This window comes from Shewanella sp. 10N.286.52.A9, from assembly GCF_041468985.1.
GTDB classification, from domain to species: domain Bacteria; phylum Pseudomonadota; class Gammaproteobacteria; order Enterobacterales; family Shewanellaceae; genus Shewanella; species Shewanella japonica.
This window is the reverse complement of the sequence record NZ_JBFRJQ010000010.1, coordinates 77,562-104,307: the sequence shown is the minus strand read 5'-3', so window position 1 is coordinate 104,307 and position 26,746 is coordinate 77,562. Positions and strand designations below refer to the sequence as shown.

General features: G+C 42.8%; 22 protein-coding genes. 11 read left to right on the top strand and 11 right to left on the bottom strand.

The features are described 5' to 3' along the window. The first annotated feature begins 123 nt into the window (after positions 1-123). Both AB4128_RS09430 and AB4128_RS09425 read left to right on the top strand, forming a co-directional pair. Positions 124-2,238: a winged helix-turn-helix domain-containing protein gene (locus AB4128_RS09430; protein WP_372037534.1), complete on the top strand. Its 2,115-nt coding sequence runs from the start codon at positions 124-126 to the stop codon at positions 2,236-2,238. Between the two features lie 154 nt (positions 2,239-2,392). Continuing rightward, positions 2,393-4,852 carry an alpha/beta hydrolase family protein gene (locus AB4128_RS09425; RefSeq protein WP_372037533.1) on the top strand — a complete coding sequence of 820 codons (2,460 nt, stop codon included), beginning with the start codon at positions 2,393-2,395 and terminating at the stop codon, positions 4,850-4,852. Positions 4,853-4,928: 76 nt separating this feature from the next. On the opposite strand, the gene AB4128_RS09420 is transcribed toward AB4128_RS09425, so the two are convergent. Next, entirely contained in the window at positions 4,929-5,876 is a 948-nt protein-coding gene (locus AB4128_RS09420) for a LysR family transcriptional regulator (protein WP_372037532.1), read from the bottom strand. A 196-nt stretch (positions 5,877-6,072) separates the two neighbouring features. Here AB4128_RS09420 and AB4128_RS09415 point away from each other — a divergent pair, with 196 nt between their 5' ends. Further along, positions 6,073-6,495, top strand: a complete 423-nt coding sequence (locus AB4128_RS09415) for a hypothetical protein (RefSeq protein WP_055025535.1) — start codon at positions 6,073-6,075, stop codon at positions 6,493-6,495. A 7-nt stretch (positions 6,496-6,502) separates the two neighbouring features. Here AB4128_RS09415 and AB4128_RS09410 read toward each other — a convergent pair whose 3' ends face one another. After that, on the bottom strand, positions 6,503-6,862 hold the full coding sequence (locus AB4128_RS09410) for an HMA2 domain-containing protein (RefSeq protein WP_065110374.1): 360 nt from the start codon (positions 6,860-6,862) through the stop codon (positions 6,503-6,505). 387 nt (positions 6,863-7,249) lie between these two features. Here AB4128_RS09410 and AB4128_RS09405 point away from each other — a divergent pair, with 387 nt between their 5' ends. The 5 genes from AB4128_RS09405 to AB4128_RS09385 are packed head-to-tail and all read left to right on the top strand — an operon-like array spanning position 7,250 to position 11,132. Further along, positions 7,250-7,552 (top strand): HMA2 domain-containing protein, encoded by a 303-nt coding sequence (locus tag AB4128_RS09405; RefSeq protein WP_144430204.1) that lies wholly within the window; start codon positions 7,250-7,252, stop codon positions 7,550-7,552. After that, a complete protein-coding gene (locus AB4128_RS09400; RefSeq protein WP_372037531.1) occupies positions 7,549-8,442 on the top strand; it encodes a hypothetical protein in 894 nt (297 codons plus the stop codon). Before AB4128_RS09405 ends, AB4128_RS09400 begins: the two co-directional genes overlap by 4 nt. Beyond that, positions 8,439-8,744 carry a magnetosome protein MamC gene (locus AB4128_RS09395; RefSeq protein WP_055025538.1) on the top strand — a complete coding sequence of 102 codons (306 nt, stop codon included), beginning with the start codon at positions 8,439-8,441 and terminating at the stop codon, positions 8,742-8,744. Before AB4128_RS09400 ends, AB4128_RS09395 begins: the two co-directional genes overlap by 4 nt. Next, complete coding sequence (locus tag AB4128_RS09390; protein WP_055025539.1) at positions 8,737-9,051, top strand: YtxH domain-containing protein; 315 nt, start codon at positions 8,737-8,739, stop codon at positions 9,049-9,051. The genes AB4128_RS09395 and AB4128_RS09390 overlap by 8 nt, the downstream gene beginning before the upstream one ends. After that, on the top strand, positions 9,051-11,132 hold the full coding sequence (locus tag AB4128_RS09385) for a heavy metal translocating P-type ATPase (protein ID WP_372037529.1): 2,082 nt from the start codon (positions 9,051-9,053) through the stop codon (positions 11,130-11,132). Before AB4128_RS09390 ends, AB4128_RS09385 begins: the two co-directional genes overlap by 1 nt. Positions 11,133-11,249: 117 nt before the next feature. On the opposite strand, the gene fhuB is transcribed toward AB4128_RS09385, so the two are convergent. From fhuB to AB4128_RS09355, 6 genes are all read right to left on the bottom strand, one after another. Further along, positions 11,250-13,277 carry a Fe(3+)-hydroxamate ABC transporter permease FhuB gene (fhuB, locus tag AB4128_RS09380; RefSeq protein WP_192021702.1) on the bottom strand — a complete coding sequence of 676 codons (2,028 nt, stop codon included), beginning with the start codon at positions 13,275-13,277 and terminating at the stop codon, positions 11,250-11,252. Beyond that, the gene (locus AB4128_RS09375; RefSeq protein WP_372037528.1) at positions 13,270-14,256 is read right to left on the bottom strand and encodes an ABC transporter substrate-binding protein; all 987 of its coding nucleotides are present in this window, start codon (positions 14,254-14,256) and stop codon (positions 13,270-13,272) included. The genes fhuB and AB4128_RS09375 overlap by 8 nt, the downstream gene beginning before the upstream one ends. Further along, positions 14,250-15,047, bottom strand: coding sequence for an ABC transporter ATP-binding protein (locus AB4128_RS09370; RefSeq protein WP_225442122.1), 798 nt, complete (start codon positions 15,045-15,047; stop codon positions 14,250-14,252). Before AB4128_RS09370 ends, AB4128_RS09375 begins: the two co-directional genes overlap by 7 nt. Further along, positions 15,017-15,739 carry a siderophore ferric iron reductase gene (locus AB4128_RS09365; RefSeq protein WP_372037526.1) on the bottom strand — a complete coding sequence of 241 codons (723 nt, stop codon included), beginning with the start codon at positions 15,737-15,739 and terminating at the stop codon, positions 15,017-15,019. Before AB4128_RS09365 ends, AB4128_RS09370 begins: the two co-directional genes overlap by 31 nt. Positions 15,740-15,811: 72 nt before the next feature. Continuing rightward, a complete protein-coding gene (locus AB4128_RS09360; protein ID WP_055025544.1) occupies positions 15,812-17,986 on the bottom strand; it encodes a TonB-dependent siderophore receptor in 2,175 nt (724 codons plus the stop codon). A 184-nt stretch (positions 17,987-18,170) separates the two neighbouring features. Then, positions 18,171-19,073 (bottom strand): helix-turn-helix domain-containing protein, encoded by a 903-nt coding sequence (locus AB4128_RS09355; protein WP_080917073.1) that lies wholly within the window; start codon positions 19,071-19,073, stop codon positions 18,171-18,173. Between the two features lie 380 nt (positions 19,074-19,453). Here AB4128_RS09355 and AB4128_RS09350 point away from each other — a divergent pair, with 380 nt between their 5' ends. From AB4128_RS09350 to AB4128_RS09340, 3 genes are all read left to right on the top strand, one after another. Next, complete coding sequence (locus AB4128_RS09350; protein WP_055025546.1) at positions 19,454-20,008, top strand: carboxymuconolactone decarboxylase family protein; 555 nt, start codon at positions 19,454-19,456, stop codon at positions 20,006-20,008. Between the two features lie 72 nt (positions 20,009-20,080). Beyond that, positions 20,081-20,734 (top strand): DsbA family oxidoreductase, encoded by a 654-nt coding sequence (locus tag AB4128_RS09345; protein ID WP_372037523.1) that lies wholly within the window; start codon positions 20,081-20,083, stop codon positions 20,732-20,734. A 186-nt stretch (positions 20,735-20,920) separates the two neighbouring features. Then, positions 20,921-21,901, top strand: coding sequence for a diguanylate cyclase (locus AB4128_RS09340; protein WP_372037521.1), 981 nt, complete (start codon positions 20,921-20,923; stop codon positions 21,899-21,901). 149 nt (positions 21,902-22,050) lie between these two features. Here the strand turns inward: AB4128_RS09340 and AB4128_RS09335 are convergent, their stop codons facing one another. The 3 genes from AB4128_RS09335 to AB4128_RS09325 all read right to left on the bottom strand — a co-directional run bounded on the left by AB4128_RS09335 (position 22,051) and on the right by AB4128_RS09325 (position 26,743). Next, on the bottom strand, positions 22,051-22,752 hold the full coding sequence (locus AB4128_RS09335; RefSeq protein ID WP_372037519.1) for a haloacid dehalogenase type II: 702 nt from the start codon (positions 22,750-22,752) through the stop codon (positions 22,051-22,053). 100 nt (positions 22,753-22,852) lie between these two features. Beyond that, positions 22,853-23,449: a TetR/AcrR family transcriptional regulator gene (locus AB4128_RS09330; RefSeq protein WP_372037518.1), complete on the bottom strand. Its 597-nt coding sequence runs from the start codon at positions 23,447-23,449 to the stop codon at positions 22,853-22,855. Positions 23,450-23,656: 207 nt separating this feature from the next. Next, positions 23,657-26,743 carry an efflux RND transporter permease subunit gene (locus tag AB4128_RS09325; protein ID WP_372037516.1) on the bottom strand — a complete coding sequence of 1,029 codons (3,087 nt, stop codon included), beginning with the start codon at positions 26,741-26,743 and terminating at the stop codon, positions 23,657-23,659. Positions 26,744-26,746 lie beyond the last annotated feature (3 nt).

Below are 26,746 nucleotides of genomic sequence, written 5' to 3'. Positions count from 1 at the left end.
ATGCCTAAAACGCATTAATAAAATATACCAGCACCGTTAAATAATATTTTTAGGCACCATAACCAAATATTACTCTGAACATAATAACGAATAGAAACACGCTCAGGAGTTTATGCTGTTAATATGATTTCCCTTCCTTATCAGCGCTACCAGATTGGTCAATGCATTATCAACTGTTACGACATGACCATCACCTCAGAAAACAATACGGTTGCCTTACCTGCAAAAGTATTCGAATTTTTGAAATTATTGCTGCTTCATCCTCAACAGACAGTCACTAAAGAACAAGCAATTGAAAAAGTATGGCAAGGTAATATTGAAGTAGGAAAGCGTGGAACAGGGAATGCCATTTGGCAGTTACGAAAATCATTTTCTGAGCTTGGACAACAGCCTGAAGATTACTTCAAAACCGTCACAAAAGTGGGTTACCAGCTATTAATTGATCCGGTCCCCATTACTAAGGTGGTCACTCATCAACAGCAAAAATCTGATAATAAAAAGCCCATATTTATAGGGTTTTCTTTGGCGTTAATTGCATGTATTGCATTTTTTGTCAGCCAAACAGCAACCAAGTTAACCCAGCCTCCGATTAATGCTCAGGTTAAACCAGAGCGAATCACACATTTTGAAGGTGTAGAAGAGCGACCATCCATTTCACCTGATGGACGGTTTATGGCGTTTCAATGGCGTAAAAGTGGGACAAAAGGTCAGTTATACATTAAGAATTTACAAGACGAAGATGCCCCACTAAGACAAATTTCAATGAGTCACGATACCGAAGCAACGCCAAGCTGGTCGCCTGACGGACAATCATTGGCCTACCTAAGAACCACAGTCGATAATCAGTGTTTTGTGCATGTTCGTGATCTCATCACAAACCAAGATAAGCAGCTGGATAATGCCTGCGTTAGTAAGGGGTATTTACACAGTCTTGAATGGTCGCCAAACGGTAAAGCTCTTGCGTATGTCAAAGCGACCACAGATGCATCAGCTATTTTTAGCTATCAATTCGATACTCAGGAAGCGGCTCAGTTAACCACCCCATTAGCTGGTGAGCATGACCTAATGATGAGCTGGTCAGCAGACTCAACTCAGCTTGCTGTCATGCGAAGCCAAGATAACATGCAAGCAAAGATCATGCTGTATTCACTCGATAGCAACACCACAACCAACCTCATTTCAGATGAAACCCTTATCATTGGAATGGACTGGGAACATACACAAAATCAATTGTATTTTACTGCGCTAAGGGAAGCAGACTTTGTCATACAACGATACGATTTCGACACTCAAACATTAAGCGCTTTTCACCAAGATGAGACCATCAGCAGCATTACAATCAATGAAGCCAACCAGAGCCTGTATTATGCAAGGCATATTTCACAAGAACACATCACACATCGCTCGTTAAAAGATGGGCAAATCATCAAACAGCTTATCTCTTCATCTCGCGATTTATATGGGCAATACTTTACCGCAACCAACGAATTAATCTTTCTATCTAATCGCTCTGGGAACTGGGAATTATGGCTTAAGCGTCAAAATGAAAATATGATGCTAACCAATGATATCGGTATGATTTCAATCCCTTCCCCTTCTCCAACCAGTTCTCTGTATGCTGCGCCTATTCGCACCCATGGGATTGACTACAATGAACTGTACTTAGGTGATACTCAAAACCAAACCTTAGCAAAGATTGAACAAGTGAAAGGCAATGTGCGCTACGCATCTTTTTCTAATGATGGTAGCGCTATTTATTACTCGGCATTTGTTAACGAACATTGGGGATTTTATCACTTCGACCTTGCCACAAAAAAAGTCAGCCTACTCCTTGATAAAAATATAAAATTTGCCATCGAAGACGATAAAAATGGTATTTACTACACGTTAGATAATGAGCCTGGAATTTATTATTGGGCCATCAGCGATGGGTCAGTTATTCAAGCCGCTAATGATGAAACCCAAAGCACTCACACCAAAGTGAATGACTCACTGAGAGCCAAAGATTGGGGCAGTTTTTTCTATCAACAAAATGCCTTGTATTACCTTGAGCGAAGCGATGAGAATGACCTCATTCAAAAACGTGATGCCAATGGCCAAATCAGTACAGCGTTTACCTTACCAGCAATGAGTATTCGCAATGAACGCAGCCTTGCCAGTAGCACTGACGGTCACTTAATTGTCAGTATGCAGGGTATCAATGATGCTGATATTTATCGTATTCCACTATTAGACTAGCCATGAGATCTAAAAAATTGTGACATATTCTTTTACAAGCCAACTAACTTTAACGAATTAAAACATGGTGCATAAGCGCACAATTTTTGACACACTGTAGCGCTAATTTTGGGTTTAAATTCAAGCAAAGAATTAATAACAACAAGGATGCCCCATGAAAGCACTTTCACTGGTTTGTGCCAGTATCGCTTTGGCGTTTTCAGGATTCAGCCACAGCGCAGAAATCGACCATAGTCATATTCAACAATTTGGCCCTGTCGCCATTCCCACTTCACAATCTTTATCGGCTGGCAGTCACAGTGATGCTCTAAGAGCCAACCTTGCATCAAGCTTATCAGCTAATAGTGATATCGATATCTTTGGTAAAAGCTACCAATGGCAAGCTGTTGATACTAAAACAGCAGCCGGTTGGGTTGGCTATAAAGTCCAGCTTAGTGCAGAGCGATTTACCCAAGGTACATTAACGGTTTCAGGCCTTAATGAGCCGCAGATATACCTTAATGGTGTGCTACTTGAAGCATCTGCTAAAGCTGAAATCGCACTGCAAAGTGGCGATTACCAATTCATGATTTTAGCCGATGGCAGTGATGATGAATCTGAGTTCAGTATTGACTGGCAAGGTAAATCAGATGTTGATAATCCGAGTTTTACAGCAACTAAAACCCATCGAGTGTCTCCTGAGCAGTTGTTTGACTCTGAAGTCGTCACGAGTCTGAACCTATCGCCAAATGGCAAATATTTACTCCAAAGCAAAAGCCATTATCCGGCCAATAATGACAATAAGCCTGTCAGTGTCACCGAGTTAATCAGTACCTCAAGTAAAGATGTGCTTTATCGTTGGCAGCACAGTGCTCCAGCAAGCGCCGCTTGGACAAATAACAGCAAACAATTGGCTTTTGTTGCCGACAATCAAATACAACTGCTCACTGTAGATGGCATTAACCTTAATATCCTCGCTAATGACATGGAAAACGTCTCGGGCCTTCAATGGTACGGAGATAACTTACTATTTAGCTGGGAGAAGCCCTATAAAGCTGATGAGAAAGCCACAAATAAACGCTTCCAAGCCCTGCAAGATAGATGGAGTTACTGGCGTAACAACAGCCAAATTTATCAATTAGATGTTAAATCAGGCTTCATTCGCCAGTTAACCAATGACAAACTCAGCAGCTACTTGCTCGACAGTCATGCCGACAAAGAAACACTCCTGCTGACTCGTTCACCTGTTGATTATAAAGAGCCTGCTCATAGCTTAACTCAACTGGTTGAGCTCAATGTAAAAGACCTATCTGAAAAGCTCATTGGTGAATACCGTACTTTCAATTCAGCCACTTATACTGATGATGGAATGTACATCATGGCCGGGCCTGATTTTATGAACGGTCTAGGGATTCAAGACACTAGCGTGGTTGTCAATAACTATGATGGCCAGCTTTACTGGCGTAGTAACAAAGGTGAAGTCACCGCTCTCAGCAAAGACTTTGATCCTGCTATTGGCGGCGCAGCAAAACTGAGTAATGACGACTTAGTATTGCGCGTTGGCGAAGGCGACCGTGGCCAATTATATTTGTTCGATATTAGCAAAAAGCGCTTTAATAAAATTAATGCAGGCATGGATATGGTTAATCGCTTCAGCGTAGCCAGCGACTTATCAAAACCTGTTATTGCTTATGCTGGCACCTCTGCCACCGTGCCACAAAAAGCTTACTTGATGAAATCGGGTAAAAAGTCAATGCTATTTGATAGCCAAGCAGCCAGTTATGCTGATACACGCTTAGGTGATATTCAAGACTTCGATTTTACCAACAAACATGGCCACAACATTGATGGCCGTGTCTATCTGCCTGTTGATTTTGACGCCAATAAACAATACCCAGCACTTGTTTATTACTATGGCGGTACATCGCCAGTAACCCGTAACTTTACTGGTCGTTGGCCATTTAACCTATGGGCTGCCAAAGGTTATGTCGTGTATGTACTACAACCCAATGGTGCAACAGGTTATGGCCAAGCATTCAGTGGTCGTCACGTTAACGCTTGGGGCGACTACAGCGCTGATGACATTATCGAAGGTACACAAGCCTTCTTGAAGGCACATAACTTTGTCGACCCTAAACGTGTTGGTAACATGGGCGCCTCTTACGGCGGCTTTATGACCATGTATTTAGCCACTAAAACCGATATTTTTGCCGCTTCAATGGCACATGCTGGGATCAGTAATTTATCTGCTTACTGGGGTCATGGTTGGTGGGGTTACGGCTACTCAGGAATTGCGAGTAAAGGCAGTTTCCCATGGAATAACCGTGATTTGTATGTTGAACACAGCCCGCTTTATAACGCCGATAAGATTAACACCCCAATGTTATTGCTGCACGGTAATGCTGATACCAATGTACCTGTAGGTGAAAGCCACTACATGTACACCGCATTAAAGATGCTAGATAAACCAGTTGAACTCATTGAGTTTAACGGCCAAGACCATCATATAAATGGTCGCCAAGCTCGCTTTGATTGGTGGGATGCAACCTTGGCATGGTTCGACTTACATTTGAAAGACGAGCCACAATGGTGGAACACGCTTTATCCTGAAACTAAAGCAGCTGAGTCTGAGTAAGCTTTTATGACAGGACAAACCTAACCAATAAAAAGCCCTGATGATTCAGGGCTTTTTAATTATTCAGACACAAGGATTACTGATATAGCTGTTTGTAGTTGGGGATATGTTCGAGCCAAAATGGCGGTGTACCGATATATTCTTGCACCGCCTTAATGAACTCACTGACTAATAAAGTCTGTTTTCGATGTGGGTATACCGCATATATGCCTGTATCCACCGTTGATAAACCATAGTTAGTCAGTAATGGTACTAACTTAGATTGCGCGATAGGCTCTTCTAAATTAAACAAATCAATCAAGCTGTAACCGAGTCCAGACTTAACTGCATCGATTAACGTTCGCACATCACTGACTTTATAATTACCACGCATTTTATACATTTTATACAAATCGCCATGGGGTGTTTCAGTTAAGCACATCTGATCTAAATTCACGTTACCATTGCCGTAGACCACTGCGGGCAGTTGAATTAGCTCTTCTGGTGTCATAGGCATGCCATGTTCTTGAATAAAACATTCTGACGCCACAATGGCAAAGTGAGTTTTAGCAATTTTCCGTGCAATTAGATTCGACTCAGTGAGTTTGCCAACTCGAAATGCCACATCAAAATGATCAGAGATGATATCAGTGCGTTTATCATCTAAATTTAGGGTGACTTTTACCTCAGGGTATTGCTTCATAAAACGGGTGATCACTGGCTGCAAATATAATTGGCCAAAATACACCCCAGACGTAATGCGAATAATCCCCTTAGGCTTTGACTGGTATGAATCTGCAATATTTTGAACTTGGGATAAGGTATCAGTCAGCTGTAACGCTTGAGCTAAAATCTCTTCTCCAGCTGAGGTTAATGAAAACGAACGTGTTGAACGATTCAATAACTGCACACCAAGTTCCGTTTCTAATTTTTTAATCTGTTTAGACAGCAACGAATTGTCCATGTCATGCAAAGTTGCAGCCTTGGTAAACGAGCCTTGCTGAACGACATCAACAAATAGCGCCAATTGTTTGGTTAAAGACATGAAATTACCGTTAATTTAATTCGATATGTGACTAATAATGACCTAATTAGTCCAACTTAGGGAGTCAATTTATAAATTGTTCTGGGATGAATTACCTTAGCAAGTATAAAAAACCACAACTAAATGAGAATAATATTTATTTACGTTGTAAATTTTGCTATTTTATCATCAAGTCCATGACGTAGTAGGCATTACAGTGAGTTCAAAAAGCGCGCTAAAAAAGCTAAAGAAGAAGTCAAAAAAATTGACCAATAAGTCATTAAAGCAATTGAATGCGTTAACGGCAAACACCAGTAAAGTCACCTTGCTTAATCCGCAACTAAAGCAAGAGCTTAATCAGTTGTCAGGACAAGTTGTTGGTAATGTTGTATCGGAACTTATTCAGCCACTCAATCCAGTTTTATCATGGTTTAATGACAGTGGTCAGCCATCTCATATTGCGCCTGTTAGCCGCGTAAAAATGCCTATCTCTACAGCAAAACCTACAGCGACAAACGCCGTCCAAATTCAGCCACGTTCGATTGCGCAACTGCCGCTAAAAACGCCACCTTGTAAACGCTGTCCAGCACTCGCTGGGGGGAATTGTAAATGTGCGATGAAAAAATTTAATCTGAATTAATAACCCATTAAACGCTTAGAATAACGCGGCTGATTGATGGCCCAACGAGGCGAGATAATGCAATACCTGCCATTCCTTTTACTAGCGTTTTAGTACCCGCAATAACAGCACTCTCAACGAATGATGACTTACCGCTTTCAACTAGCCAATCATGACTTTCTAGAATTTCTAACAAGCTTTCACAATCAAGCTCATTATCATCAAAGGTAATTGCGACTGAACCTGCATGGCATTGGTGTTTAATATGTTTGATAGCATCAATTTCATTTAGCTGCTCAATAAGCTCAACAACTTGATCTTTATTATGGCGAATATATTCAGATCTCACTCTTAATCTTTGCTTTGTTTTATGAACATAAACACTCATCGCACACCTCTATAATTGATAATCATTATCATTACACTAATATTATCACTGACAGCAATTGTACGTAAAGCACTCGATCACATTTTTGACCTTCAAACATTATTTCTTTATCCCTGTTCTGCTTACTTCAATAACATATCCCTTTTCTGCACAATCTTTACAAAACTTACAAAGCCAAGTTTGTTTCAGCATAAATTGATTAAAGCATTAAATATCATTAACTTAATAAAATCAGCCAACCCATTTTGTCGCTCTACTTCAAATTTAAACGGATGATTAACGATCTCTGCCATAAAAATTCACTCAAACGTGATCTTAAACAAATAACTCAAGATTTTCGGTTCGTATAATGCTCGAATGGACAAATATCTAAACAAAGTTATCAAAATGAGACGCTGGGTCATGATAGCTCATCATATTCCCGGCCGAATTCGTCTCAAATACAAGCTTGGGATCATGTCACACCTGATGCAGTTTAATTTGCAAAATGTTGACGATGTGATTGCTCAAGTACCCGCTTTTGTCAGTTATAAGATCAATAAATCGACTGGTAGCATCGTCATTGAATACAACGCCAATCTCGTCAAACCTGAGCTGGTTGATGATCTTTTCGCAGGAACAGATGAGCAGGCAGAACACGCTTATTTCGCCCTTGCTCAGTACTTAAATGCCGAAGGAATTAGAACATGAGCCATAAATACACATCCGAGGGTTATGCCCCACAGTATGCTCAACAAGGCGACAATCAAAGCGTCCCTCAACAAGAGCAAAATCCGCAAGCTCAGCCACAGCAGGCTCAAGTACCACCAGAAATGAATCCTTACCAATCACATATGCCTCCAGGTTATGGTTACGGTATGCCGCCTAATGCAGCCTACCCTCACATGCAACACCCTCATGCTCATATGCATGCCTTGATGCATCCGGGCATGCATCAAGGCATGCAGCATAACCATCCGCATATGCACCCAGGATTTAATGGCCCACACGGGCATCCACACTATCACTCACCCTATGCGCAACATCATCCAATGTGGTCACAACCGCACATGATGCACCCCGCATATTATCCTCACCCTAACATGCCACCTCAGTCAGAACCTGACGCAAATGCAGAGCAAAACGATCCATTTATGGAACAGGCGCAAGCCATGCTCGAACAAGCATTAGGTGAAGACGCAGGCATGTTTAAAGACATATTAGGAAGCTTAGGTATGAACGATAAAGAATTTTGGAAAGGCGCAATGATTGGCGCTGCAGCCGCATTATTACTTAGCAATGATAAAGTCCGTGGCAAGTTAATGGACGTAGTATCTGGCGCAGGTGACATGCTCAAAACGGGTGGCGGTAAAGTAAAAGAAACCGCAAGCCAAACAGCGAGTAGCGTTAAAGAAAACGTGACTAACAGCAGTGAAATCTTTAAAGACACCTACAGTGCGGGTAAAGAAGGTTTTCAAGCATCGGTAGAGCGTCATTATCAAGCACCAGCTGAAGAAGCGACTGCTGAAGCAGAGCCAGCTCCAACTGAAGAAGCACCAGTGCTAGCAACGCAATCATCAGATGAAATGAAACCAGCATGAGTAATACATACAGCCAACTAAGCCCTGCCAGCCGTGCTTTGCTTGTCGGTGCCATGGTAGGCGGTGGCGCCTCGGTCGCCACCCAGTGGAAATCTTACAAACAAGGTGAGATAGAAGCAGAAATGATGGTGTCTAAGGCGACTAAATCAGCTATTCAAGCGGCGGCAATCAGTGGGCTCACCACTTATGCTGCTGGTAAAATGGCTGGCCGTCCAGTCTTGTCATTAATGACGATTTTGGCTGCAGGCGCAGCGGGACTTTACCTCGTCGATCAATTTTCAGGAAAAAATCACCATGAATAATTATCCTCCTTATGGCTATGGTTACGGTTATGGCCCAGCAGGTCAGGCTCAACAGGCACAGTCTGCTCCGACTGAAAACGCTGCACCATATAAAGCACAAAACACCAAAACCCACTTTATGATGGGATTAGCCGCAGGCGCTGCCGTGGCGTATTTGATCAGCAATAAAAAGGTGCAACAAAGTGTGGCATCAACCGGCGAAAAAGCCTGGTCTACAGTACGTGGTGAAGTAGAAGAGCTCAAAGAGCGCCTCGAAGACACACAAGCTGAGTTAGATTATTACCGTAATTTGCATAAAGGTGAATAATGATCCCGTTGCGAATTAAGCACCATATTCCGGGTCGTATACGCTTCAAGCTCAATCGAGCAACCGAGCTTGAAGATACTGGCGAGTGGATCAAAAAAAGCCTCATGGTGATCCAAGGCGTCAGTGCTGTGCGGGTCAATGAAACCGCTCACTCGATTGTGATTGATTACGATGACAACTTGCTTGAGCCTCACACTATCGAGGCTAGGCTAACCCAGATTGATCTTAGCGAAGCTGAGCTTGAAGAGTCTGAGCATCAATTTACCCGTGGCGATATCGCCATGAATGTCATTGGTACTTTATCAGCGGCTTTGCTGCCTAATAAATGGGGTGCTTTGACCACTGCCACTCTGATAGCACCGACCCTTGCTGAAGGCATTTCAGAGCTGAAACAAAAACGTGTATCGGTTGAAGTGCTTGACGCTATCGCCGTAGGTTTATCAGCCTATCGCGGAGATTATCGCACTGCGATGATGACCCAAACGCTCATTAGTCTTGGCGAATTCATGGAGCAAGAAACCTGTCGTAAAAGTGACAAGTTGCTCGCTGATTTGATGATCCCACAAGAGTCTATTGTTTGGCAGATCATGCCTGATGGCACTCGCTTGCAGGTAAGCTCAATTGAGCTTGCGGTGAACGACATTATCGAATTAGTTCCAGGTGACCCTGTTCCGATTGATGGCGTTGTCATTGATGGCGCTGCGCTAATTAATCAGTCAGCGTTGACGGGTGAAAGTGTTCCTATTCGACGAGAACTCGATGCCGTTGTGTATTCAGGTTCTAGCGTGCATGAAGGCACGATTAAGGTCAGAGTTGATAAGGTCGGTAGTGAAGCGACTACCGCTAAAATTGCCCAACTGATTTACGACTCTCTGAGCGAAAAAAGCGAGATCCAGCAAGTCACCCAAGACATGGCGAATCGCCGCGTAAAAATTACCTTAGGGATCGGTGCAGCAGTATTTGCACTGACTCAAGATATTAATCGTGTCGCATCTGTCTTTTTGGTCGATTACTCCTGTGCGCTAAAACTCAGTACTCCAGTGACGTTCAAGTCCATTATGTACCGCGCCGCTCAGCAAGGCATCTTACTCAAAGGCGGTAGCGCCATTGAAAAGCTAGCCGAAGTCGATGTGTGTGTATTCGATAAAACCGGCACCTTAACCCATGGCGATATGGAGGTCACCGACGTGGTGCCATTCAATTGCCAAGGTGAACACTGCGCTCGAGATTTATTGGCCATCGCAGCCTCAGTTGAAGAGCACAGCAACCATCCGCTTTCACAAGCGGTAGTGAATGCTGCTAAGCATCATCAACTGCCACACATTGATCATGGTGAAGTGGAATACGTCATTGCTCATGGGCTCAAAAGCACCGTCAATGACCATTGCCTTGTTATGGGTAGTCGTCACTTCCTAGAGTCACACGAATCTGTCGACTTTAGTGCCTATGAAGAGCAAATTCGTCAATATGAAGCCAAAGGGCGTCATCTGATTTTTATCTCTCATCAAGGCGAACTAATGGGCATGATTGGCCTTAGAGATCACCTACGTGAAGATGTCTATCAAACCCTAGAAGATCTAAAACAGTTGGGCATTAGCCAATTGATGATGATCTCTGGCGATAGTGTCTACAAAGCCAACATGCTTGGAGAAGATCTCAAACTCGATAGAGTGTTTGCAGAGGCGACACCAGAAACCAAATCAACCATCATTGAGTCATTGCAGCAGCAAGGCCATAAAGTGATGTTTGTGGGTGATGGCGTAAATGATGCACCAGCATTAACCAAAGCTAACGTTGGTGTAGCCATGTGCAAAGGCACAGAACTTGCCAGACAAGCTGCCGATGTCGTGTTACTGCAAGATAGGTTATACGGTGTTGCTGAAACCTATCAGCTGTCTCAAATCGCAATGAAGATGATCAACAGCAACATAAAAGTCGCTGAATACGTCAACAGTGGCATTATGCTCGCTGCTGCACTTGGCTGGCTTAATCCAACCATGAGTGCTTTATTGCATAACGGGACAACGTTAGGGATTCTGGCCCGTTCGGTCGCCATCAAGAATGGCCCGCGGATCGGCTAGTTCTCGCCAACCTGCGACCTAAAACATCTTGTTTTAACCACAAAAAAGCCCAGTGTAACTGGGCTTTTTTATTGGCACCTGTTGTCCAATACCAGTTAGTTTTTAACTGATATAAGACTAATTCATCGACCGCCGGCCTTGTAATAGCAGCAAGATAAAGTAAATTCCGCCAACGACAGATACGATAGTCCCAGCGGCAATTTGCGACGGATAAACTAGGTTTTGCCCTAACCAATCAGAAAACACCATCAAGCCTGCACCTAATACCGCAGCTGTTGGTAATTGCATTTCAACTTTTTTGGCACCTAAAATCACTGCCATATGCGGTGCAAGTAAACCAATAAATGCAACAGGTCCCATGGTGGCAGTGACAGCAGCGCAAAGTAATGCCACGCAGCTTAGCAACAAGACAAATGCTTTGGGCACGTTCAAGCCTCTGGCTTTAGCAAATTCTCGCCCCGTTGAAATCAATGTTAACCAGCGACATGTCACCAATGCAAAACCAATTAAACCAATCACCATGGCAACTAAGGTTAATGCCGAGGATGGTGTCACTCGATAGGTTGAGCCAGCCAACCAACTCAAAATGATATAAGACGTTTCATCACCTTTGGCTAACGCAAATTGCACTATGGCTTCAATCAATGCAGTCAGTGCGATACCAATTAAAATAAGCATTGAAGGCGCATACTGATGCCGTTTGCCTAAGACCAATAAAATAGCTAACACCGACATGCTACCTAAAAAGGCAATGGCAGGCGCAGTGCTAAAAATATTTAACCCAACAAAAATCGCACCGCCCACTAGGGCTAATGTCGCCCCGGCAGAAATACCTAGAATATCAGGACTTGCCAACGGGTTGTAAATCAACCGTTGTAGCAATACCCCAGCAACAGCAAGTCCAGCCCCAGCAGAGGCTGCGGTCAGCAACCTTGGCCACTGAATTTGCCAGCCAAAGGCGTCAGGTATTGCCCAAGTCCAGATGATGTCTTGCGCACTCGATACATCTTGAGCAACAGTGACTTGATTAAATACCGTCGTAAATAAGCCGAGTAACACTAAACCAGCAACTAACACCATTAATTTAGCTTGGCTCATCACATAATGACTTTTCGGCATTGAAAAAGACAACTGATCTTGAGCTGATAGTTTACGGCGAGTAAACCAAATCAAAGCGGGCGCACCGATAAAGGCAGCAGCGGTACCCGATGGCACTAAATCAAAGGTTAATACACTTAACCCCACAGCAAGTGCATCGGTTAACACTAGAATAAGACCGCCCAACAACATGCTGTAAAACAGTTCATCTTTTGGGGTTCTTGCTCCCAGCTGCCGAGCAATATTTGGCGCTAACAAGCCAATAAAACTTATCACACCAACGCTGGTAATACTGGCTGCAATAAGCCACAGGCCAATGGCAAATAAGCCTAAAATGGCAGGAATGATATTCAGCCCACGGGCAGATGCACTTGCTTGTCCCATGCGCAACAAGGCTAATATCCGTGGTGCGAATATGAAGATAAGTACTGCTACAGACAACTTAGGCAGTAGCCACTGTATTTGCGCCCAACCATTTTGTGCTAGATCCCCTGCTCCCCATATAAACAGGTTTTTAGCATATTGGTCATTAAGTAGAATAATCGCCGTTGCAATAGCACCCAGTAAGATATTAACCGCCATACCTGCCAACACCACAGGTAAACCAGCAAGGTTGCGAACTCCCGCAATTAGAATCACTAATCCCAATGTCAGCATGGCGCCAATTAATGCCGCTATCGGTGCATAGTCACCCACATACGACGGAAACCACACATTCATCACCACCAGTGCAAGCCAAGCCCCTGAAGCAGTACCCAGCGTCATGGGCGACACTAATGGGTTTTGTGTTAACTGCTGCATTAAACTGCCGACCAGGCCTAACATGGCGCCAACCATGATTGCCATAACAATCCGTGGCAGTTGAGATTCAACAAACATGATGGCATCAAAACTATCTGCCAAAGTGAGTCTGTCAGAAAAGTTCATCAACAATGACAACTGCTCGGAAACAAGGATTTGGGTATCAATCTGCGCCGACATCAATACCGCTAATACCAGTGCAACAAAGGTAAATACGTAGCGCTGCGACATCGCAAGGTTACTCATGCATCGCCCCCTTATGAATCTCAGAGGTTGGCGCAATCGCTAATAAGCTGCGAGTGAGAGCTTGAGCCATGTATTCAATTGAAATGGCCCCGCCATAATTCCATGCAGGTTCAATACTGTTCATCTTGTTGTGACGCACAAAAGGCATGGCATTCCACATGACACTTTCTTCAAGTTCAGCTTCTTGGGCAAAAGGCTCAAAATACAGTGCGACGCCATCACCCACATGTCGAAGTGATTTTAACCTCTGCTGCTTCACGCCCCATTGAGTGGCTTCCACTTCGATAGCAGGTTTGATCCCAAGTAACGATAAAGCATATTGAGCGGTAGAATTGTCACCATACAAATAAACCGAGGTCATACTGGCAAACCTAAAAGTGCTTACATTAGGTAGTTTGCCTTGATATGCCGTGAGTAATTGTTGTTTCTGCTCATCAATCACTGCATGCATTTTGTCAATTCTGGCTTGAGCTTGTGAGGTTTTGTCTAATACTTTTGCGATACTAAAAAAGTTATCTAACGCCGCCTTAGCATTGTCATGATGCTCGCTGTAGGTTTGAAAAAATAATACTGGCGCAATTTGCTCAAGTCGGGGTAATAAATCTAACTGTGGTGATGCAATGATTATCACATCAGGTTTTAATGCAGCTAAACGTTGAAAGTTAGGCTCCACACGAGTGCCAACATCCATCACCTCTTCGGGTACTAACGGGTTCATCACCCACTCTTTGTACCCTGCAACATCTGGCATGGCAATAGGTGTAACGCCCAGCTCTAATACTTGCTCTGCAATATCCCAATTGAGCGCTGCAACACGCTTAGGAGTGCGTGGTAAAACCTGAATACCACGACTATCCTCAATGGTAATTTGGGTGTTTGTTTTACCAGTATCGACAGCGACACTAGGCTCTGCAAACGCTGGCATAATCACAATAAATGCCAATAAATACGACCATAACAAGGCAGATGGTTTTAACATACAATCGCCACCTTATGTGGCTTGTTTGGATGATCAACTAAGGTTACTGGCGTTGCATATAAATCACTTAGCAAGGCTTCATCAAGTAAAATATCAGTATCCCCCTGAAACGCTATCTGGCCTTTCTTTAATGCCACTATTTGCGTGGCAAAACGCAGCGCTAAGTTAAGGTCATGCAAAATGACAATCACCCCAACACCGGTTTCTTTATTCAAGCGACTGAGTAGCTCCATCAATTGATATTGGTGCTGAATATCTAAAGCGGATGTGGGCTCATCAAGGATCATCATTTTGGCCTGTTGAGCTAATAACATTGCCACCCAAGTGCGTTGTCGCTCACCACCTGATAGTTGATCCGCTAACGCATCTTTAAACTCTGTAACCCCAGTTTCAGCCATCGCTTTTTCGATAATTTGTTGATCTTCATCACGCCAGCGCCCTAGCGTGCCACGCCAAGGGAAACGCCCCAAGCGAACAAGCTCTGACACATTTAACCCTGCCACCTCAGGTAGCTTTTGCGGCAAATAAGCAACGGTTCTAGCAAGCTCTTTGGCAGAATATTTTTTCAGCGGTTGGTTATCTAAGGTAATGTCACCCGCTTCTGGCTGAAACTGGTTAGCCAAAAGATTAACGAGTGTCGACTTACCAGAACCATTATGACCCAGCACGACGGTTAAGGCGTGGGGATCTATGTTCAGTTGTTCAATATCAAGAATGGTGCGCTCATCGCGGATAACTTTAACGTGACTCAGTTGGTACATTAAACACTCTTCTGTTTTAACTTGGGGCAATTAGCGCACTTTTGGCCAGTAACGGTTTTATACACGGAGCAACAGCTAGAACGTGTAAACACTAATTGGTTTGTTATAGGTGAAAGCTGAATCTTCGTGATGTGCTCATCAGATAATGACAAAGCATCGAGCCACAACACGGCCTGTTGACGAATAAAAGTAGCAGAGAATTCAGGATTAGTCTGTTGCAATAAGAGTAAGCGAGACAATAATGCATCTGCAATTAAGTGCTCAACAAATCGAGGGCGACAGCGAACAGATTGATCTAGCTCTTGGCGAAAATGCTCGAAAATAGTCAAAAGTTGCTGACCTGCGGCGCTGACTAACTGATGATACTCACCGGTATCGCAGTCAGTACATGAAAAACAAAAACCTGCCACGACACCATCTTGATGACGCTGAGACATATTGCATAAATCAGGCAAGACTTGGCAGTGATAAATCGCAGTAATGGCAACATACAATGGCTGCCATGTCAGTAAATCCCAGCTACGAGTGAGCCAATAAGCTTGACCAGCCTCAGGCGATTGCAGCTTGATACTTTGATACAGTGAGCGGATATTCGCTAGGTTAGAACCATGGTATGAAATCAAAGAAGAATCTGGACGGTCAGAAACCAAAATCTCCCCTTTAAGATAAGGAGAGATTTGTTCACATTGCTGATATATATCGTTAAAAACAGCTAAACTCATGGCCTGACCAATCGATAAATTAGGGCCATAAAGCGAAACGGTTCCGCTTTATGGCAAACACTTCACACTAGATTAGAAGTTATATTTGAAATTTAATTCAATGTTTCGCTCAGCACCGTACCAACAATTCACTGAGTCATAACAGGTGTAGTATTCTTCGTTGAATAGGTTATTAGCCACTAAGTTAACACTGGCACCTAGCAAGCTAGTACTGAACTCACCTAAGTCATAACCCACTGATAAATCAACTAAGGTGTAAGAATCAACTTGGTCTGTGTTCATGGCATCCATTTGCATTTCGCCCACGTAACGCACACCACCACCAATACGCATACCTGCTAACGCACCATCATCAATATGGTAGTTAGTCCATAACGATGCAGCATGTTTTGGCACATAGATAGGCTGTGTACCTTGTAAGCCATTACCACTGTCTTTGGTAATTTCCATGTCGATGTAAGTGTAGTTAACGGCAACATCAAAGCTGTCAGTCACATACCATTGACCTTCAAACTCTGCACCACGAGATTCGATTTCACCGATTTGCAGCTTATCGCCCCATGGGTCATCAGGGTTAGCCATTAGCGCGTCACTTTTCACGATGTTAAAGAATGACAATGCCGCTGTTTTACTTTGATCAGCCGAGCCATATTTTAAACCAAACTCAAACTGTTCACCCATTTCAGGCTTGTAGGTTGAACCATCGGTTTTAGTCCCTGCAACTGGCTCAAAGCTCGTTGCATAGCTAACAAATGGCGAAATACCATTGTCGAACTCGTACATAGCACCAACACGATAAGAGAACTCTTGATGATCAGCTGCTGATTTACTATCGCCGTAGTCATCTGAATATTCACTTGATGAACTGTAATCATCATAGCGACCACCTAAAATCATGATCAGGTTGTTGTAGCGCATTTGGTTTTGGAAATACAAACCCGTTTGCTCAACCATCACATCATCTTTTGCATCATAGGTTGATGACAACTGCGATGGGTCAATCATGTCATTATTTGGGTTGAAGATATTGAACGTACCAAACTGGCTCGTCGTGCCGTACTCTGAGTACGCTGACACACCATCAAGTTTTTGGTAATCCAAACCAAACAATAGGTTGTGCTCTAAGTTACCCGTATAGACTAAACCAGATAACTGGTTATCTATGGTGTAGCCCGTTGAGCTCTCTTCAGTGCTGTAGATGTTACGATCTAAGTCACCTGTCATAGGGTCAAAGTTGTCGCCTAAGTGGTAAGTGTTCTTTTGCGATAACGTCGCATCCATATAGCGGAAGTTTTGTAAGAACGACCAGTTATCGTTGAAATCGTGATTGATTTTATAACCAGCTAACACAAATTCACGCTCAAACTCAGACCAATTCTTATCACCCGCAAATGTCGATGGGCTCGTGCTGCCATTTGGATTGTCGTAAATCATGCCCGATGCAGGTAATGATGAATTCATCCCCATTGACGGGTCATTTTGATAGTACAAGTTAAAGTTAATGTAAGTGCTATCTGACACATTCCAATCGATCGAAGGCGCGAATACAAAACGCTCTTCTTCAGTATGGTCTACTTGACCATCTTTACTGCGTGCTAAAGCAATCACACGGTATGAGAAATCACTATCGCCAATTTGGCCAGTAGTATCAATCGATGCTTCGGTCAGGTTGTCAGAACCCACTGCAACATTCACATCAGTGCTGCGCATTTCTTGTGGCGTTTTGGCAATCATATTGACCATGCCACCAGGTGGCATTGAGCCATAAAGTACTGATGTCGGGCCTTTAAACACTTCAACTTGCTCAAGTGCAATAGGGTCAATTTGTGGTTGTAAGTTCCAGCCTGTTAATGATTGCAGCACCAAGCCGTCATAGTAGCTTTGGTTTACATCAAAACCACGGATATTGAAGGTGTCATACATGGTGACTGCGCCACCTTTTTGCTCAGTAGTGACACCAGGAACATAACGAAGCGCTTGGTTTAACGACTTAACACCTCGTTGATCTAACAACTCACTGTCAATAACCGTCACACCTTGTGGCGTCTCTAGTGGCGTTAAAGACGTTTTGGTTGCTGTGTTTCTGTAGGCTTGGCCGAGAACAGTAATTGTCTCAAACTTTGGCACTTCAATACTTAAGTCATTGCTTTCTTCAGCCAATACTTGCTGGCTATATGCCATTGAAGTAGTGATTGCTGCTGCAACCATGGTGATGTTAAATGACTTCTTATTCTTAGATGAGACCATACCGCCCTCTGCCTTATATCGTTCAATTTCATGTCAACAAACATGAATAGTAATGAGAATGATTATCAAGCGCGAATAATATAGTGTTTCATCCTATTACATTTAACAATTTGGTGCATGAAACGAGGAAATTTGAAATAAAGTATGATTTCGAGAGTAAAATCACAATTCCTAATTAACTGTATTAAGGCAAGGTTCGAATAGGTAACCAATATTCCATATCGGTGGGTGTATCAATATGGGACGTGAGTGGTCCATAATGTTCAAGTTCAAAACCATTCACGCTGTCAAAGCCTGATTGAGGTAACCAATCGCATATTAACCACTCAACCAATTGGCTAAAGCCACTCGCTAAACCATGGTAAGACACCACAGCATAATCTTGGGTAGGGATAACCAAACTGGATAACTTAGCTTGTGTAACATAGGACTGTAATGTTTCAGCAGAAGGTGCATCGATTTGCAATGCCGCCCAATAATGTAAATTGGCATGCTCTGGTGTTTGCTGTTGGGTATCTACAACCCCAACCAATTGCGCTTTACATTCCGTGCTCTCACCGAGTTGACTAAATAAGGTCTCCCATAAATTAGGCACAATTGTTGCCACGTTTGGCGAGGCTTCCAACAAACCGTTTAACGGACTTGAAATACCATAAACAGTAAACTCTGGTCGATGCTCAATACGGGTCTGCAAAGAAGTACTATCAATAAAATGCTCAGCTCGTTGAGTGATAGGGTTTCTTAGACCAACTTTGGTACCCCTTCTACGATATTGACTAGGGCTAAGACCAAACAGTTGTTTAAATGAACGACTAAAGCTGACCTCAGAAGTAAAACCAAATTGATACGCTATATCTAGCATACGATCATGGGTCGTCAGTACTTTTTCGGCTGCTAAACTTAACTTTAACTCCCTGACATATTGGGCCACATTTAAACCAGTTTGCTGCTGAAAAATACGCTGCAATTGCCATCTTGAAATGCCAAACACCTCCACTAAATCATCCAAACCTAAGGTTTGATCGATATGGCGATGGATATATTCAAGGATTCGCTCAACGCGAGAATAAGGCGACTGGCCTCTCATAGATGTCTTTCCAAATAATGATCAAAACTAACGATAAACGGCAAAAATTCTCGAAAATAAAGCAGCTATAGCTACAACTAGTTATAGCAAGCGAATAGCAAAACATAAAGCCCCTCGCCCAACAGCTCCATCAACCAATTCTGATAACGACTAATGTAACACTTTTATCAGCACAATTATTTTGCTGATAGTTTTCATCACCTTAGATAGATAATCAAACCATTTTGAACAATTGTTCAAAATAATACTTGAACGATCGTTCAATTCATTCTATATTTTAACCAAGCCAAGCAAATGTACGCCAACAACATGGTGTATTACTGCTAATAATATTTGAATTAATTAAACACATTTGAATGATATAAATTCTGGAGTACACCATGAGCAAATTTACTATTCACACCTTAGAGACTGCGCCTGCAGCAAGTAAAGATTTATTAGCGCAATCTAAAAAAGCTAACGGCATGATCCCCAACCTACATGGTGTGCTGGCTGAGTCTCCTGCGACATTTGAGGCATATCAAGACCTACATAAACTATTTACTAACTCATCATTTAACGCCGAAGAGCTTACCGTAGTATGGCAAACCATTAATGTTGAGCATGGCTGCACATATTGTGTCCCAGCACATACCGCTATTGCAGGAATGATGAAGGTTGATAGTGAATTAACCGAAGCACTAAGAAACCGCACTGCTATGCCAACTGACAAGTTACAAGCGCTGCACGACACCACATTACTCATGGTTCGTAAACGTGGTTTATTATCCGATGCAGAAATGGACGCCTTCTTTGCGGCAGGTTATGGTCAACAGCAGTTACTGGAAATTATTCTAGGTTTGTCGCAAAAAGTGATCAGCAACTACGTTAATCACATTGCACATACTCCAGTAGATGCGCCATTTCAGCCATTTGCATGGCAAGATAACAAGTAAAACATAGCACCAGCGAAAGCATTATCAGCTTTCGCTGGTTTTCGTTTCATCACCACAAAAACAAGGCTAAGCATGTCAGATAAAATTAAACTCGATATCGTGTCAGATGTTGTTTGTCCATGGTGTATTGTTGGTTATCAAAGCTTACAACAAGCGATTCGCGAGCTGGATATTGCAGATAAAGTCGATATTGAGTGGCAACCGTTTGAACTTAATCCAAACATGCCACCAGAAGGTGAAGAGTTACGCGCTCACGTGGCACGCAAATATGGTTCGAGCCGTGAAGATAGTGACAATGCCCGCGCCAATATTACCGCTCGTGGCGCCGAGTTAGGTTTTGAATTTAACTTTGGCGATAACATGCACATAGTGAATACCTTCGATGCACACATATTGTTAGATTATGCCAAACAATTCGATAAGCAAACCCAGCTCAAGCTAAGATTATTTTCTGCCTACTTCACTGAACATAAAGATATCTCAGACAGAGCAGTGTTGGCTAAAGAGTTAGCCGCAGTCGGTTTACAAGTTGATGAAGCCATGGCGTTACTGGATAACCCTGAAGTGCGAACGCGCATCAACATGGAAAAAGGCCAATGGACAGCGGCGGGTATTTCATCTGTTCCTACTGTGGTATTCAACCGCACCAGCGCGCTAAACGGTGCGCACCCTGTTGACTCTTATAAGCAAGTGCTGACTCAATTACTTGAAGAGTCCGCTAACTAACTTGTCATCGTTACCTAACATGACATCTGTGTTCGGCAAATCTATTGAGCGACAAAAAGCTATTTAGATTTGCCTTCACGGTTTATATTCAAATCCTTGTCTCAACGCTCGCGCTGACTGGCAATACCTCGAATCTGAAATCTTGAACTATAATTAATTCATTGAAAAAGCATGATGGGTTTATCAATGAATAAAAAAAAACCAATATTTGATCCCAAAACATTCCTTCTTGATAATCCTAATGAGCTAATATCATTAGATAAATGGCAGAAAACGGTGAACTTACTTGCTAAGGTATTTCATGCTCCTGCCGGTTTTTTAGTTCAATTTACCCCCGATGATGGCTTTCAAGTCACTATCTCAAGTCAGCAAGACAGTAATCCCTATGCAGCAGGCATTGTCATAGAACCCGAAGCCAATATTTTCTGTCGCCGTATCGTTGAAACTGGCAATCCGCTGTATGTACCCAATGCCCCGATAGACCCTTGTTGGGATACCAACCCAGAAGTCCACAACGATGGCTTTACGTCTTATTTGGGCGTCCCCGTTTTTTGGCCTGACGGGCACCCTTTCGGAACATTCTGTGTCATGGATTATAAGCAAACAGAATATGAGGACAGTTACTTAGAGCTTATTGAACAATTAAAAGACATTCTTGAATCTGATCTCGCCTTAATCGATTTATACGGCCAAATGCAGCAACTGGCGATTACAGATCCTTTATCAGGCATTAATAATCGCCGTGGCTTTGAAACCCTGAGTCAGCAACGTATTGCGCTAGCCAAACGTAACCAAGCTAAGCTGGGACTTTGCTACTTAGATGTCGATAACTTTAAGCTTATTAATGACCAATATGGCCATAAAACGGGTGATGATATGATTAAGCACATTGGCACAGTATTGCAGAATACCGTGCGTCAAAGTGATGTCATTGGTCGTATTGGTGGGGATGAATTTGTCGCACTGGTTATGTTAGAACATGAGTCCGATCTCGTTGCTTTTAAGCAACGCTTAGAGGGTGGTTTTTGCTGCGCGAAACGCGCGAAACATTTACCTGAGTATTCCGTCTCTATTGGTAGTATCGAAGTCGATTTACATACTAATTTTACTGATTTACTCGATAAAGCCGATCAAGAAATGCTTAAAAATAAAAAGCGAGTTGCTTAATTCTACTAAGGCTTCAATTACTATCAGTTATTTACTACCAGTTACTTATTATCAGCTACTTATTATCAGTGACTTTCTATCAGTGACTATCGGATATTACTCGTTAATAACAACCTAGTTATAAGCTCGCTTACGAGTGAGCTTTGCACCTATTTAACACACTCGTTAAGTGCAGAATCAAGCAGCTGTAAATCAGCAACAATCACGTTGGGCTGGATTTCCCACGGGTCATATACAGCACCTTCAGTTCGCTTAACCCAAGCCGCTTTAAGCCCTGTCGCTATTGCACCAATCACATCAAACGGATTACTTGATATCAGCCAAGTATCACTTGCCTTCGACTCAGTTGCCTGTAAAAAGTGTTGGTAAATATCTGGGTTAGGTTTAAACGTTTTTATCTCGTCAGCGCTGACGACCCCTTCAAACAATGCATCTATTCCCGCAGCATGCAGTAATGTTTCAACGGCACGCTTAGTGCCATTTGAAAAAGCAAACATACGATAACCCTGTGCATTCAATGCTATCAAGGCTGGCTTAACATCTTCAAAGCTGGGTAAGGTTTTATAACACTCCATCAGCGCATGTTTTTGTTCAGCAGATAAGGAAATTTGATAATAATCGCAGGTATATTCAAGTGCTTGGCGAGTACAGTCACTAAAAGGAATATAGTTTTTCATCAACCCGCGACGAAAGGAATACTCTAATTGCTTTTCACGCCAACGATTGGAAAAGGCTTTAGCCTTGTCGCCTATCATTGTCTCGAGCAGGATTAACACGCCATGAGTATTAATTAAGGTGCCATACACATCAAAAGCCAAGGTGATGTTTGGCCGCTTTAGATTTCCTTTCACCTTGTTCACTCCTTACCCTTTAATGACATGTACTCAGTAAATAGCAGAGCTTTTAATAACAGCACCTTCAATAACATCGCTTCAACGATGAAAAGTCTTATTAACTCTGCTTGGCTAAAGGTGGATTACTGAAAATTGCGTCGATAAAATCCTGAATCGTATTATCGTCGCTATTGGCATGAGCATACGTACGAATACCAATAATCTGTACTTGTAAAAAACGTGCCAGTGCTTGAGGTGTCTGCTGAGTGTCTACTTCACATTGTGCTTGCGCTTGCGCCAATAACTCAGCAAATGCTGTCTCAACCATCACTAATGACCGCTTTGCTTGTTCAAGTAAATCTGCATTTTCGTCAGTCAATTCCGCCACCGTTTTAACAAGCATACACATGCCACTCGGGGCACAATTACGATTAGCCAGCACAGCAGTTTCAACAAATTGTTTAAGCGCTGCAATAGGAGAATCATTATCGGCGATACACTGGTTTAACTGAACAATACCTGATGTTGCATAGTGCTGTAATGCTTCTTTAAATAGCCCTTCTTTGCTACCAAAGCTTGCATAGATACTGCCAGGACGCATATCAATCACTTCTTGAAGGTTACGCATCGATGTAGCGTGAAAGCCTTTTTCCCAATATAAATTGGCCGCTTTTTGAATGGTCTCTTCACGGTTAAATTTGGCAGGTTTACTCATAGCGGTCTCGATATATTAACTGAACAAAATAATACTCAAATTATATTGAGCACTCGTTCAATTATAGGGTTAACTACCCAAATCGTCCAGTGTAATTGCACATAAAAAAGCCTAACTTGAGATTCAAGTTAGGCTTTCTAGATATCGATGTATCCTATTGCTATCCGCTATAGAATAACTTGATACGTCCTGTTCATACTCAGTAAATTATGCCTTCACTGTCGCTTTTTGGTAAGGAATACGAAATGCCATAGTGTAAGTCACTGGCAATACGATAAGCGTTAGAATCGACGCAAATCCAAGACCAAAGATAATGGTAATCGCCATTGAGCCAAAAAAGGCATCACTTAATAGCGGCACCATACCTAACATAGTCGTAATTGCCGCCATCAATACAGGTCGTACACGGCTCACTGATGAATCAACAACCGCTTGATAAGGGTCTTTACCTTGAGCTAATTCAACGTTGATTTGGTCCACCAGCACGATACCATTTTTAATGATCATCCCAGTTAAACTGAGTAACCCAAGTAACGCCATAAAGCTAAACGGTGCATCAAATAACAATAGACCCGATACCACACCAATTAACGCCAGTGGTACAGTAAACCAGATAACCAATGGCTGTCTGACTGAGTTAAACAGTAATACCGTAATCAAAAACATGAATAAGTAACCCATAGGTAATGAGCTAAATACTGACACTTGAGCTTCAGTTGATAATTCATACTCTCCGCCCCATTCAAGCTCATAGCCTGCTGGCAGTTCGATGGCTTCTATTGCTGGGCGTAATTTACGGAATACGGAATCAGCCGTTTCATCGGTACCATTAATCGGGTCGGCAAGCACTGACAACACACGCTTACGATCACGACGCATAATGATTGGGTTTTCCCACTCAGTATCAAAACTTGAAACCACTTGTGTTGCAGGAACAAAGGTATTGCTTTCGCTACTCCATACTTGCAGTTTCCAAATACTTTCAGCATCTAAACGTTCTGATGCGGGTGCACGAGCAACAATAGGTAGCAGGTGACTATTTTCACGATACACACCCACTGACTTACCACTAAAGTTGGTCAGTAATGCATTATCTAAATCCGTTTTGCTGATACCGGTTTCTCTAGCTTGAGCAAACGCCAGTTGCGGGCGGATCATTTGAACTTGATTGCGCCAGTTATGTCTTACGCCAACGGCTGTAGGTTCAGCATTAAAAATCGCTTCAGCTTTAACCGCGATTTCACGCAGTACTTTTGGATCTTCGCCATAAAAACGCGCTTCAATTTTTGCGGCTGGGCTTGGACCATTTTCCATGTATTTAAAGCGATATTCAGCCTCTGGAAAACGCACACTCAGCTCTTTTTCCAGAATACGCATATAGCTGTTTACGGTAGTTAAATCGGTCATTTCAATCAATAACTGACCATAAGCACTGTAGCCTTTTTCTGGTACATAGGGCAGCACGTAACGTTGCGCGCCTTGACCTAGCACTGTGGTCAAGTTAACCATGCCGACATCTTTTTCAGCTTGCTCAGCTAATAGATTCTCTTCAATTTTATGTAAGAAAGACTCAGTCGCTTTGATATCAGTCCCTTCAGGCATCCACACATCAACATAAAATATTGGCGTGTTTGACGCAGGGAAGAACACGTTTTTCACGTGACCAAAACCAGCAAGTGAAGTGATTAATGCTGCAATAATTAACAGAACGGTAAGCACTCTAAAGCGTATCGCTAGGTTTAATGTGGTGCGATAAACCTGAAATAACCACCCTTTGTATGGGTCATCCTCAACATCTCCAGTTGGCGCGTCACCATCTTTGAACATCATATTGCAAAAGAAAGGTGTTAGCGTCATCGCAGTAATCCAGCTAATAAATAGCGAGATTAACAACACTTGGAATAGCGATACACAGAACTCGCCAGTAGCAGTGTCAGATAAACCAATAGGCGCAAAAGCAATAATGGCAATAATGGTGGCACCCAGTAGCGGCCATTGGGTTTGTGTGACGACTTCTTTGGCAGTTTCTAAACGGGTTTTACCACGTTTAATGCCAATTAATATCCCCTCAGTAACTACAATGGCGTTATCCACCAGCATACCAAGCGCGATGATCAAGGCACCGAGCGAGATTAACTGCAGCTCGATATTAAGCACTTTCATCACGATAAAGGTGCCAAGAATGGTCAGTAGCAACACCAAACCAATCAGGATGCCAGAGCGTACCCCCATAAACACCAACAGCACACCAATCACAATAGCGATAGATTGAGCAAGGCTGACTAAAAAGCCTTTTACTGTTTGATCGACCATCTTACTTTGGTCGTAAACCGTTTCTAGCTGCATGCCAATAGGCAGTTCGCCGTTAAGCTCTACCATTCTTGCATTGACACTTTCGCCAACCGTTACCACGTTCACACCACTTGAGAACGAAATACCAATCGATAATGCGTTTTTACCATTAGCATGATAGATATTGCTTGGGGTTTCTTCTGTGTCTTTGTAGATTTTGGCGATATCCCCTAGGTAGACTAATTTAGTGCTACCAGGTGCACTCACCAATAAGCGCTCCATTTCCGATACGCTATCAAATTCCCCTGTTGGATGAATACGAATACGGTTATCACCAACGCGGATAGTCCCAGCATTAGATACCACGTTCTGACTATTGATTAAGCTGTAGATATAATCTTGATCTAGGCCTAACGCATTGAGCTTTTGCTGAGACATCTCAACAATGACTTGCTCGTTAATTTTACCTGCAATCGTGACCTTTTTGATGCCATCAACAAGCACGAGTTCGCGACGTAAAAAGTCCGCATAATTTTGCAGTTCACGGTTGCTATAACCGTCACCACTGATATTGAGTAAGATTCCGTAAACATCACCAAAGTCATCAATTACAGATGGAGTATTCACCCCGGGTGGTAACTGAGGGATGGTGTCATTAACCTTACGGCGCACTTCATCCCACATTTGTGGTAGTGCGTCTTTGTCGTACTGCTCTACAATTTCAATTTCGATTTGCGATAAACCCGCACTGTTAATTGAAACTATGTGCTTTATGCCATCAAGTTGTTGTAGTGCATCTTCAAGCGGTAAAGTGACTTCCTCTTCCACTTGTTCAGGTGATGCGCCAGGGTAACTGGTCACCACTAATGCATTTTTAAGAGTGAACTCAGGAAATTCCAACTGACCTAAGCTAAAAAATGAAATACTACCGCCAACGAGTAACAATAGCGCGAACATCCAGCTGATCACCTTACGGGTGATTGATAACTCTGCAAAATTCATCGC